This is a genomic window from Herbiconiux sp. (assembly GCF_023264855.1).
In the GTDB taxonomy this organism is placed as follows: domain Bacteria; phylum Actinomycetota; class Actinomycetes; order Actinomycetales; family Microbacteriaceae; genus Herbiconiux.
In genome coordinates this window covers 83,009-94,852 of record NZ_JAHFUW010000012.1, presented here as the reverse complement: position 1 = coordinate 94,852, position 11,844 = coordinate 83,009, and the positions used below count along the sequence as shown (strand labels likewise).

Genomic DNA, 11,844 nt, shown 5'->3' with positions numbered 1-11,844 from the left:
GCGCGTGCGCGCGGGTCTGGTGTGCTGTCCGGCATGGCCGACTCCTATCTCCGGGCGCTCGCGAGCGCCGATCGTTCGAGATAGGGACTGTCGTCGGCACGCCGCGGTTGGAGAACGGTGAGCCCCACCACCGTGGCGGCCGGGGCCGCCTCCCCCAGAATACGCCCGCAGGCCCCCGCCGCACGCCCGGCATCCGTTCCGAACCTATGGACGATCGGCCGCCGATCCCGAACGGATGGAGCCTGAGTCCTTCTCAGGCCGTGGGCTCCATCCGTTCGGACTCGTATCGCGCGGCGGCGACCCCGAGGGCGCCTCGGCCTAGGCCGAGCGGCGGCCTCGGCGGCTGAGCAGCACGCCCAGAACCACCGCGGCGATCACGACCACGGCCGCCGCGGCGATTCCGACGAAGATCGCCGGCGAGGGGGCGGCCGATGCGCCTTCGGAGGCATCGGTCGCGTCCGGGGTGGCTGTCGCGGCCGGGGGCGCCGTGGCCACCGCGGTCGAGTCATCCGGAGCCCCCGTCTGCGTCGGCGTCGGCGTCGCCTCGGGCACCGCCGACGCCTGAGCCACCGGGCCGGCGTAGGTGAACGCGTACTCGCCCGAGACCGCGTGGCCGTCTGACGAGACCGTCTGCCAGAGCACCGTGTAGGCGCCCTGGCTCGACGGTGCGACCGCGATGCTCAAGGTGCTGTTCACGATCGAGACGTCTCCGGATGCCACGTTCGTGCCGTCGGCGTCACGCACCTCGATCGCGATGCCCGCGCCGAGCTCCGCCAACGGCGGCTCGTTGAAGACCAGCGACACGGTGCTGAGCGGTTCGCTCACCGTCGAGTCGGCTGCCGGGTCGGTGGACACCAGGAAGTCGTGAGCGGATGCCGCCCCCGCGGTTCCGAGAACCACCGCCGTGGCCGCTGCCGCGGTGACGAAGAGGCCCGCGAGACCGGACGCCAGCCGCCGCCTCACGCGGCACCGCCCGAGCTCTTGTCGGCAGCCGAGCCCGAACCCGTGCCCGAGCCCGTGCCCGCAGCCGCTGCGGCCGCGGAGGGGCGGCGGAACAGCGCCACCACGGCCGCCACGAGCGCGAGCGCGCCGAGCGCGAACCCGCCGATGCCGAAGCCGAGCGCCGCTGAAGCCGTGTCACCCGAGGCACCGGCCGAGTCGTCCGCCGAACCTGCTGCCGGCGATGCGGTCACACCGGCATCCGCAGCCGAGGCACCGTCCTCGTCAGCCGGCGCCGAGTCCTCCACATACAGCGTCGGTGCCGGATGCTCCGGCTCCTCCCCCGACGCCGGGGTCGACTCGTCCCACTCCACGACGGTGCCGTCGGAATAGGCCTGACTGACGGGCAGCTCGATGCTGCCGGTGGCGGGCACGGGCCCCGCCACGATCGGGAACTCCTGGACCTGACCGTCGGCGATCCCGGAGCCCGCCTCGGCGGTCCACACCACCGAGAGCGGCGCCTCGGTGAGCGTGGCGTCGCCGACGACCACGGGCGACGGCAGCGCCCCCGTCACGACTTCGGCGCTCCAGCCGGGAACGGGCTCGTACGAGACGCTCGAGAACGGGGTGTCCGAGGGCAGCTGCACGGTCACCGAGGTGGTCACGGCGGTCGCGGACTCGTTGGGCACCCGGAAGGTGAGCACGCTGTAGCTGCCGGGCTCGGCCGAGCCGGGCTCGACGTGCACGTGCGCGCTCGCGGCCAGCGGGGCGGCGAACAGCACCGCACCGGCGACGAACAGAGAGGCGGCACCGGCGGTTGCGGTGCGCGCGAAAGAACGAGAGATCATGATGAGGCTTTCCTGGTCGGTACGAAGGGGTCGTTCCGCCCACCCTCGTCAGGCCCCGGCGGGGCCGCGAAGGCAGGCGCACGCCGCGCACCGACGCCCGGCCGGCATCGAACCGGTCAGGCCAAGAGGTACGCGGCGGGCAGCCCCCGCGGCGGCCCGCGATGCCGCAGCGCGGCGAACACCACACCCAGATCGCGCAGGCGATCGGATGCCGCCCCCGCAGCCGCGCCCCGGCGCAGCATCCGTGCCCGCCGGCCGAGCGCAGTCTCGGTCGCTGTGTCGGCCGCGACCTCGGAGAACGCGGCGGTCACCAGCGCGAGCGCGCGCAGCGCCGACGACAGGCGCACGGTGATGTGCGCGGCCACCTCGGCGCTCCGAAGGCGGCTGAGCTCGACGAGACGGCGCAGCACCAGCTCACCGCGCCGCAGCAGCAGGATGGTGGCGATTGCGGCCACCGCGTGGGCGAGCCACATCCATCCGGAGTCGTGCAGGTGCGCGCCCGAGCCGGCCACGGCATCCGGGACGGTTCCCGTCGACAGCGACCCCGACGACGGGGAGACGGTCGAGAGCAGGCTCGAACCGGCCGTCGACCCGAGAGACGCCGGAGCCGCATGCCCGGCTTCCGCTCCATGACCCCCATGGCCCGTCTGTCCGAAGCCCGACCCCAGCGCGGCACCGGCCGCAGCATCCGCCCCCGCCCCCACGGCGAAGAGCAGGTGGAACGCCAGCTGGCTGAGCACCACGGATGCCGACAGCAGCGGCAACGACGGCGAACGCCGGGTGAACAACACGCAGACCATCACGGCGAACGCCGCGGCCAGTGCGAGGCCCACCCCGCCCGGCGCCCCTCCCCCGGCGGCGGCGTGCGAGAACGCGGCGACGAAGGTGGCGATCGCGGCGGCGGCGAGGCCGCGTGCGACGCGCGTCCACCTCGTACCCATCCGCGCCTCCGATCGATCTGCAGGCCCGCTCCGAACCGCTAGAACCTCTCCAGCTTAAGCGGCGATCCGCCACCTGGGAGCCACCTGAAAGCGGAACTCGCACCATCCGGCAGGGGTTGTCAACCCCCCGTCACCCCATTATGGGGGACACCCCTTGCGGGGATAGCCTGCCGGAACCGGGATAGACGAAGTCGATGTAGTAACGGAGATGAAGATGTCACGATCAGCAGCAGCAACGGCCACCGCCACGGTCTCCACCGAGATCGACGAGAGCGAACCGCAGGACCGCTTCAGCGAGATCCGCGGGGCGTCGGAGGATCCGGTCAAGGACTACCTCCGCCAGATCGGCCGCACCGCCCTTCTCACCGCCGAGGACGAGGTCGACCTCGGCCGCCGCATCGAGGTCGGTGTTCTCGCCGGCGCGAAGCTGGCCGAGACCGCCGTGCTCGATTCCGCCCTGCGCCGCGAGCTCGAGTGGCTGAACCGCGACGGCCAGGCCGCCAAGCGTCAGCTCATCCAGGCCAACCTGCGCCTGGTGGTCTCGATCGCCAAGCGCTACCTCGAGCGCGGTCTGCCCTTCCTCGACCTCATCCAGGAGGGCAACATCGGCCTCGTGCGGGCCGTCGAGAAGTTCGACTACCAGGCCGGCTTCAAGTTCTCGACCTATGGATCGTGGTGGATCAAGCAGTCGATCAACCGCGCGCTGGCCGACAGCGGCCGCATCATCCGCATCCCCGTGCACACGTCCGAGAAGATCTCGGCGATCACGCGTATGCAGCGCCGCCTGATGATCGAGCTCGGCCGCGAACCCTCCATGGACGAGGTGGCCTCGGCCGTCGACCTCCCCGTGCAGAAGGTGCAAGAGCTCATCCGCCACGGCCGCGACACGGTGTCGATCCACACCCCCGTCGGCGATGACGACGCCGAGCTCGGCGACCTGATCGAGGACTCGACGCAGCCCAACCCCTTCGACGCGGCCGCCTCGTCGCTGCAGCACCACGACCTGGCCGTGGCGCTGGCCACCCTGCCGGCCCGCGAGGCGCGCGTGATCTGCATGCGCTTCGGGCTCGACGGCGAAGACGCCATGTCGTTCGACCAGATCGGCGACGTGCTGGGCGTCTCGCGGGAGCGTGCCCGCCAGATCCAGCGCCGGGCGCTCGGGATGCTGCGCGACGAGTCGCTGCACGACTACCTGATCGCGTAAGCACGGCCGCAACGGCGACCCGGGCTACCGGGAAACTACCGAGGTGCCCCCCATTGTGGGGGGCACCTCGTTGCTTTATGCCCCGGGAAGGACGAGAGTCGGCTTCACCTGACTTCCCAGTGAGGGGTGGTGATGAGCGTGGAGACGACGGTCGCGGCGATGCCGGCACGGTCGCTCCTGCGCTCGCGGGCGGCGCGGATCGGCCTCGGTGCCATCGGTCTCGCGGCCGGCTGGCTCGTGCTGGGGGCGGTTTTCGGCACCTCGTCCGCCTCGGCTGCCACGGCATCCGACGCCCCCTCGGGTGACGGCGGGGCCTCGTCGCTGCTGGGAACGGTCGGATCGACCGTGCAGTCGCTCGACCCCGCGCTCGACACGGTCACCGGAACGCTGGACGACGTCGTCGGCAGCGTCTCGGATGCCGTGCTTCAGCCGGTCGTCGACACGGGCGCCAGCCAGGTGGCCGAGCCGGTCAGCGACGTGCTCGAGCCGGTGGCCGAGGTGCTGCCTGAGCCGGTGACGGATGCGGTGGGCGCGGTCGTCGAAGCGATTCCCGAGACCACGGATGCCGCGGTCGGGAACGCTGTCGAGACCGTGGGCGACTTCGCGGAGGCCGAGCCCGTGGCCGGCCTGGTCGATCCGGTGGCCGGGGCCGTGGACGAGGTCGTGGACGGCATCGGAGCTCAGGTGCCCGTAGTGACCGGCGTGGTCGGGTCCTCGCGGGTCGGCACAGTGCTCAGCCCGGTGGCCGATCTCGCCGACTCGGCCGTCGCGGGCGCGGCCGCCGTCGTGCTCCCGGCCGTCGAGTCCATCGCCGAGCAGGTCACCGACCCCGTCACGTCGATCGGCGAAGCCGTCGACGGGACGACTCCGAGCGTTCCCGGGATCCCGGTGATCCCCGGGACCGGCGGTCCCGTCGACGGGACCGCGCCCGGGCACGCCGGCACCGAAGCGGCATCCCCCGGCGACCCGGCCTCCCCCCTGGTCGCGGTCGCCCCCGGTGCCGGCGTGAGTCCCGGGGCGATGAGCCGGGGGGCGTCAGGCGGCGCGTCCGGATCCGTTGGGGCGGATCCGGGCCGCGCCGTTCCGGGCGCCGGCAGCGGGGCCGACGCAGTCGGTTCCGGATCGGCCGCACGGGCCGGCTCCGGCAGCGGCACGCCCGACGGCGGTCTCCCCTTCCCCTTCCCCTCCGGCCCTGCGGGTCCCGGCGGTGGCGGTCTCCCGGCCTCGTCCGGCGGCGCCGGCGCGGGCGCGGGCAACGGCGGTTCCGGCTCGGCCGGTGCCGCCACCACGAACGTGACGAGCGCCGGCATCCTGCCCGCCGTCTCCCTCGGCTCCACCGGTGCTCCGGCCGACGAGGAGCTGCCCTCGTCGCCGGTCTACGACACCGACACCTCTCCCGACTAGAGGGGATCCCGCCCGCCGTTCCGGCCGGGCATGCGGATCCTTCCGCCCCGCACCCGCGGAGCGGTCAACCTCTATTCCTCTCGGGAGAGATCATCATGAACAGATATGTGTCACGAGGACTGTGGACAGTCCTCATCACCGGGGGCCTGTGCGTGCTCGGTGCGGGCGTCGCCCAGGCCGCCGAGACCAGTGGCGACGACGGCGCGGCATCCGGCAACCAGGCGATCGTGCAGGTGGAGCTGCCGATCGACCTCTCGGGCAACGCCGTCGCCGTGATCGGCGATGCGGTGTCGTCGGGAGCCCAGAGCGAGCCCGCTGCTCCCGCGGAGGAGCCGGCCACGGATCCGGCACCAGCTCCGGCGCCCGCTCCCGCTCCTGTCGAGCTGACGACGGGCGGCGACGACTCGCTGCTCGGCGGCGGCCAGGCCGTGATCGACGTCGACGCCCCCATCACGATCGGCGGGAACGCCGTCTCCGTGGTCGGCGACTCCTCGTCGAGCGACTCGGCAACGGCCACGGCGGCCGACCCCGCATCCGCTCCGGCCGAGCCGGTTGCTCCCGTCACCTCGGGCGATGACAGTGTCGCCGGCGGCAACCAGCTGCCGATCGACGTCGACGCCCCCATCACGATCGGCGGAAACGCGGTCTCGGTGGTGGGTGACGCCTCGTCGAGCGACTCCTCGGTCGGGGCCTCCGAGGGTTCCGGATCGGCCGACGCCGACCAGGGCTCGAGTGCACCGTCCTCCCCCGTCACCTCGGGCGATGACAGCGTCGCCGGCGGCAACCAGCTGCCGATCGACGTCGACGCCCCCATTACGATCGGCGGCAACGGCATCGCGGTGGTCGGCGACGCCGACTCCAGCGGGTCGGAGGTGACCACGGGCGGCACTCCCCCCGGCACGACCGGCACGGGAACCGTTACCGCGCCCGGCACCACCAGCGGCGATGACGGCATCCTCGGCGGAAACCAGATCGCCCCGGTCGTCGGCCTCCCGATCACCGTCGGCGGCAACGGAATCGCCGTCATCGGCGACGCCGAGACCACCGACTCCGACGTCACCACCACCACCGGCGGCGGGAGCGGCTCCGGCGACGGCGCCATCACCAGCGGCGACGACAGCGTCGCCGGAGGCAACCAGGTGATCCCGGTGATCGGCATTCCGATCACCATCGGCGGCAACGGAATCGCCGTCATCGGCGACGCCGAGACCACCGACTCCGAGGTCACCACCACGACGGGCGGCGGATCGGGAGATCCGGTGACCGGTGGGGATGGGAGCATCGGCGGCGGCAACCAGATCATCCCGGTGATCGGGCTGCCCGTCACGGTCGGCGGAAACGCCGTCTGCGTGATCGGCGACTGCACGACCGGCGGCTCCACGGTGACCCCGACGGATCCGACCGATCCCACGGATCCCACGGACCCGACCGATCCGACCGATCCCACCACCCCGATCGACCCGACGGATCCCACCGACCCGACGGATCCGATCGATCCCACTGAGCCGACGAACCCGGTGACGCCGCCGACCCCCGGTGACCCCGGGACGCCGGTCACGCCGGTCACGCCCGCCGGCCCGGGAACGGGCGGCAGCACCGGCACGTCGGTGACGGCCGGCCTCGGTGCCGGCCAGTCGGCGGCGGCGGGAGCGGTCAGCGGATCCGGAAGCCTCGCCCTCACCGGCGCGACCCCCGGACTGCTGGTGGGCGGACTCGCCCTGCTGCTGGTGCTCGGGATGCTGATGCTGCTGATCGCCCGACGGAACCGTTCCGCCGAGTGACCCGCGCCGGTCGTCGCTGACGACCGCATCCGTGGGGCGCCGCCACCGTGCGGCGCCCCACACACCCCTGCCCAGCGGCATCCGCAGCCCCTCTGCGCGGCTCGCGCCCTTCCACCAGAACCGCGCCCGCCGTATCCAGCCCGCACGACGACGCTCCCGGCACTAGCGTGGTGCCGTGCCCACCCATCTCAGCCGCCTGCAGCACGGCCGCGCGCCGCATCCCACGCTCGACGAATCCCGCCGCGCCGGCAAGGCCCTCCGCCGCGAGCTGCCGCGCACCGCCCACCGCGAGCGCAGCAGCGAGTCGCGCGATCCGCTCGCCGTGCTCGAGGCGCAGAACGCGATCCGCCTCGAGCACCTCGTCCCCCTGCGGATCGAGCGGATGCTCGCCACCCCGTTCACCTTCTATCGCGGCACCGCGGGCATCATGGCCGCCGACCTCGCGCGGGAGGCGGTGACCGGCATCCAGGTGGTGGGCTGCGGCGACGCCCACATCTCGAACTTCGGCCTGTTCGCCTCGCCGCAGCGCACTCTCGTGTTCGACCTCAACGACTTCGACGAGGCGGCCACCGGCCCGTGGGAGTGGGACGTGAAGCGGCTCGTGACGAGCGTGGTGATCGGCGCCCGCGACGCCGGCTTCCAGGAGCGCACCACCCGCGACCTCGCCCTCACCACGGCGGCCGCCTACCGCGAGGGGCTGCGCGAGATGATGCAGCTCGACGCCCTCGGCCGCTACTTCACCCGCCTCGACACCGACGCGCCCCGGGCCGAGCTCGGCAGCGCCGCCCAGAAGGTGCTCGACAAGGCCGTGCGTCAGGCCCGCCGCCGCACCTCCGCCGCCTTCGTCGAGAAGATCAGCACCCGGGCCGACGACGGCACGCTGCTGATCGTCGAGGATCCGCCGGTGCTCACCCACCTCGCCACCTCGCTCGAAGACGAGATCGAGGAGCTGTTCGAGCTCTACCGCGCCACGGTGCCCGCCGACATCGCCGAGCTGCTCTCGCACTTCACTCTCACCGACGTGGCCATGCGCGTGGTCGGCGTCGGCAGTGTCGGCACGCGCTGCTACATCCTCATCCTCACCGGCCCGTCGGGCGAACCGCTCGTGCTGCAGGTGAAGGAGGCGCAGCCCTCCGTGTACGAGACGTTCGGCGGCGTGGTGCCGATGGGGGCCGGCAGCACGCCCTCCGCAGCCCGGCCGTATGTGTCGGAGGGGCAGCGGGTGGTCGACAAGCAGCGCATCCTGCAGGCCGTCTCCGACCCCTTCCTCGGGCACCTGCAGTTCGGCGGCCGCGACTTCTACGTGCGCCAGTTCCGCGACATGAAGGGTTCGATCGACACGGCGACGCTCTCCCCCAAGCCGTTCGCGCGCTACGGATCGGCCTGCGGCACGGCTCTCGCCCGGGCGCACGCGCAGAGCTTCGAGGCGCCCGCGATCAGCGGATACCTCGGTCGCTCGGCCGAGTTCGACGAGGCGGTGGTGGACTGGTCGTTCGCCTACGCCGATCAGTCCCGGGCCGACTACGAGGCCCTGCGGGCGAGCGTGACGGGCGCGTAGCCGGGGTTCGGAGGATGATCTAGTCATGGTGCACCCCGAACTGCCCTCCCCGATGCTCGCCAAGGCGCTCGACGCCGTGCCCGAACCAGGCAAGGTCGACGGCGGCCTCTCCTATGAGCCCAAGTGGGACGGCTTCCGCGGCATCGTCTCGTTCGACGGCGAGACCGTCGAGATCGGCAGCCGCGGAGCGAAGCCGCTCACCCGCTATTTCCCCGAACTGACGGATGCTCTGGCCGGCTTGCTCCCCGAGCCGTGCGTCCTGGACGGCGAGGTGGTGGTGCCGCGCGAGGTCGACGGGCGCCGCCGGCTGGACTGGGAGGCGCTCTCCCAGCGCATCCACCCGGCCGAGTCGCGCATCCGGAAGCTCGCCGAGGAGACCCCGGCGCTGTTCGTGGCCTTCGATCTGCTGCGGCTGGGCGACCGGGAGCTGCTCGACGAGCCGTTCGAGGTGCGCCGCACGGCGCTCGAGCAGTTCGCGGGCTCGCTGGGCGCGCCCCTGCAGATCACGCGCACCACGCGCGATGTCGAGCAGGCCCGGCGCTGGCTCGACGAGTTCGAGGGGGCGGGGCTCGATGGGGTCGTGGCGAAACCGCTCGCGGCGCCGTATGCACCGGGCAAGCGCACGCTCTTCAAGATCAAGCACCACCGCACGGCCGACGTGGTGCTGCTCGGCTACCGCGTGCACAAGAGCGGCACCGGGGTGGGCTCGCTGCTGGTGGGTCTGTACGACACCGACGGTGCCGGTGCGCCCGAACTGCGCGGGGTCGGCGGCATCTCGGCGTTCAGCGACGTGCGCCGGCGCGAACTGGTCGACGAGCTCGAGCCGCTCGTCGAGCGCAACGACGCGGGCGACGCCGTGCGCGGCGAGGGTGAGCGCAACCGCTTCTCCTCGTCGAAGGACGTCTCCTTCGTGCGGCTGCGCCCCGAGCGCGTGGCCGAGGTGCGCTACGACCAGATGGAGGGATCGCGCTTTCGCCACACCGCGCAGTTCGAGCGCTGGCGCCCCGACCGCGATCCCCTCTCCTGCACCTTCGAGCAGCTCGACGTCCCCGCCGCCTACGACCTCGGCGACGTACTCCTCTGAGTAGGGGCTCTCCTGAGTAGAAAGTGCCTAGGCCGCCCCTGACCGGCGCGAGGCGACAATGAAGGCTCCCACGACTGAAAGAGGGCGCCATGCCTCATCGACCCCGGGCGAGCTCGTTCGCAGACGTCCACCGCCCGCACAGGCGAGCAGGTGCGTCAGCAGCGCGGGTCGCGGCGACAGTGCTCGTAGCGATCGCCGTCTCCGTCGGAATGGTACCGGGCGGATCCGCTCAGGCCACGGAGGTGACTCCCGTGGTGATTGATCCCGGATTCGCACTGACGCAGATGGCGACCCGGGGCGTGGCGGTCGATGTCACCGAGGGCGACGCCGGGTCGATCTGGATCGCCTCGGCCGGCGGGTTCGGCCCGGGGACGATCACCCACCTGGGAACGGGGATCGACGTTCCCCACGGGTCTGAGGTTCCGAATGCCCTGGTCGGCGACGGCGAGGGCGGCGTCTGGGCGACGATGCCCACGTCGAATCAGGTGGTGCACATCTCCCGCGATGACGTCGCGCAGTCCTGGACGGCACCGACCCCGCACGGATCGCCCGTTGCGGCGTACGACAGCGGCGGCTACGTCTACTTCGTCGAACAGGCCGCGAAGCGACTGGGCCGCATCGACCAGGTCACGGGAGACATCACCGACTTCCCGATCCCGGGGGCGGTCACTCCCACGGCCATCAGCGGGATCGCGGATGCCGACGGATCGCACCACACGGTCTGGGTCACCGATCCCGGGGCCGGTCGCGTCTGGGTTCTGGGCACCGACGGCGCTCTCATCGGCAGCGTCGATTCGCTCGGCGCGGTGACCGATATCCAACTGCTGGCCTCGATGGGCGGCATGGTCGAGGGCATCGCCTCGACCAAGACCTCCCTTCTGTACTTCAATCAGACCGTGGGATCGGCTCCGGTGGAGTTGGTCGGCGGCCGTAAGTCGCTCACCGCCATGGAGGCGTCCGACGGCGGGGTCTGGATGGCGGACACGGGCTCGGGCTCGCTTCTGTTCTTCAAGGACGGTTCGCTGACGGAGTACGCCTCCCGCGACTTGGCGGGTCTTCTCTCCGGTATCGCCATCACCGAGGGGCGGTATGTGTGGACCGCAGTCCGCGGCACCGGCAAGCTGGGCCGCCTTGACCTCCAGGCAACGCGAACCATCTCCCGGATCGGAGGGGCGGACCGGTACGAAGTGTCGGCCCAGGTGGCGGCCTCGAAATTCTCCGAGGGGGCATCGACTGTTTTCATCGCCAGTGGAGAAGGGTTCGCGGATGCCCTGAGCGTCGCCCCGCTCGCAGCGCAGGTCGACGCCCCTCTCCTCCTGACCTCGCGTGCCGCCCTGCCCCCCTCCGTCTCTGCCGAGCTGATCAGGTTGGCTCCGGTTCGCGTTGTGATCGTGGGCGGACTCAACTCCGTCGGCGCTGATGTCGAGAGTGCCATCAAGGCAATCGCACCACGGACGATCATCATGCGTATCGACGGGCCGGACCGCTATGCGGTCTCCCGAGCGCTCCTCACCGGTACCTTCGCTCCTCGGTCCACCTCGAAGCTCTTCATCACGAACGGCGCCAATTTCCCTGACGCCCTGTCCAGCGGGCCGGCCGCCGCCGCCGACGGTGCCGGCGTGCTCCTGGTGAACGGGGCTGGGGCGGCGCTCTCCGCAGAGGAGCTCAACCTCGTCCAGAGCCTCGTGAGCAAGAACGGCACGGTCGAGATCGTCGGAGGCCCGAACTCGGTGAGCGCGGCGATCGAAGCCCAGATCAAGTCCGTCCGCGGCGTCGAGAGGAACGGTGGCGCAGACCGCTTCGAGGTGTCGCAGGGGCTCAACGCCAAGGAATTCCCCCGCCCGGCCCAGGTCTACTTGGCCAACGGTGCCGCCTTTGCCGATGCCCTGTCTGGAGCGGTCGCCGCCGGAATCTCACAGGTGCCGATGTACCTGTCCCGGCAGACCTGCATTCCGGCCGGAGTCGCTCAGGGTGCACTCGCACCTTCGGTGGGTCAGGTCACACTGCTCGGCGGGACGGCGACCCTGAGCCCCGCGGTGGAGAACCTGGCCGTCTGCCCGTGATGCGGGGGCGGTGCGCCGCCCC

General features: G+C 71.9%; 9 protein-coding genes. 6 read left to right on the top strand and 3 right to left on the bottom strand.

The window, feature by feature from the left end:
- Positions 1-318: 318 nt before the first annotated feature.
- The 3 genes from Q0D75_RS07180 to Q0D75_RS07170 form a co-directional block, all read right to left on the bottom strand.
- Positions 319-963 carry a copper resistance protein CopC gene (locus Q0D75_RS07180; RefSeq protein ID WP_291051048.1) on the bottom strand — a complete coding sequence of 215 codons (645 nt, stop codon included), beginning with the start codon at positions 961-963 and terminating at the stop codon, positions 319-321.
- Positions 960-1,787 carry a YcnI family protein gene (locus tag Q0D75_RS07175; RefSeq protein ID WP_291051043.1) on the bottom strand — a complete coding sequence of 276 codons (828 nt, stop codon included), beginning with the start codon at positions 1,785-1,787 and terminating at the stop codon, positions 960-962. Before Q0D75_RS07175 ends, Q0D75_RS07180 begins: the two co-directional genes overlap by 4 nt.
- A gap of 116 nt (positions 1,788-1,903) precedes the next feature.
- Complete coding sequence (locus Q0D75_RS07170) at positions 1,904-2,728, bottom strand: hypothetical protein (protein WP_291051040.1); 825 nt, start codon at positions 2,726-2,728, stop codon at positions 1,904-1,906.
- A 214-nt stretch (positions 2,729-2,942) separates the two neighbouring features.
- On the opposite strand from Q0D75_RS07170, the gene Q0D75_RS07165 reads away from it, so the two are divergent.
- From Q0D75_RS07165 to Q0D75_RS07140, 6 genes are all read left to right on the top strand, one after another.
- Positions 2,943-3,932 carry a sigma-70 family RNA polymerase sigma factor gene (locus Q0D75_RS07165; RefSeq protein ID WP_291051033.1) on the top strand — a complete coding sequence of 330 codons (990 nt, stop codon included), beginning with the start codon at positions 2,943-2,945 and terminating at the stop codon, positions 3,930-3,932.
- Between the two features lie 132 nt (positions 3,933-4,064).
- Entirely contained in the window at positions 4,065-5,336 is a 1,272-nt protein-coding gene (locus tag Q0D75_RS07160; protein WP_291051024.1) for a hypothetical protein, read from the top strand.
- Positions 5,337-5,443: 107 nt separating this feature from the next.
- Positions 5,444-7,117 (top strand): chaplin family protein, encoded by a 1,674-nt coding sequence (locus Q0D75_RS07155; protein ID WP_291051020.1) that lies wholly within the window; start codon positions 5,444-5,446, stop codon positions 7,115-7,117.
- Positions 7,118-7,292: 175 nt separating this feature from the next.
- Entirely contained in the window at positions 7,293-8,675 is a 1,383-nt protein-coding gene (locus Q0D75_RS07150) for a DUF2252 domain-containing protein (RefSeq protein ID WP_291051015.1), read from the top strand.
- Between the two features lie 25 nt (positions 8,676-8,700).
- Positions 8,701-9,759, top strand: coding sequence for an ATP-dependent DNA ligase (locus tag Q0D75_RS07145; protein ID WP_291051012.1), 1,059 nt, complete (start codon positions 8,701-8,703; stop codon positions 9,757-9,759).
- Between the two features lie 251 nt (positions 9,760-10,010).
- The gene (locus Q0D75_RS07140) at positions 10,011-11,822 is read left to right on the top strand and encodes a cell wall-binding repeat-containing protein (protein WP_291051006.1); all 1,812 of its coding nucleotides are present in this window, start codon (positions 10,011-10,013) and stop codon (positions 11,820-11,822) included.
- The last annotated feature ends 22 nt before the right edge of the window (positions 11,823-11,844 follow it).

Coding starts and splice junctions, on each gene's coding strand:
- Q0D75_RS07175 (WP_291051043.1), bottom strand. CDS start 1,787: ATGATCTCTCGTTCTTTCGCGCGCACCGCAACCGCCGGTGCCGCCTCT.
- Q0D75_RS07170 (WP_291051040.1), bottom strand. CDS start 2,728: ATGGGTACGAGGTGGACGCGCGTCGCACGCGGCCTCGCCGCCGCCGCG.
- Q0D75_RS07165 (WP_291051033.1), top strand. CDS start 2,943: ATGTCACGATCAGCAGCAGCAACGGCCACCGCCACGGTCTCCACCGAG.
- Q0D75_RS07160 (WP_291051024.1), top strand. CDS start 4,065: ATGAGCGTGGAGACGACGGTCGCGGCGATGCCGGCACGGTCGCTCCTG.
- Q0D75_RS07145 (WP_291051012.1), top strand. CDS start 8,701: ATGGTGCACCCCGAACTGCCCTCCCCGATGCTCGCCAAGGCGCTCGAC.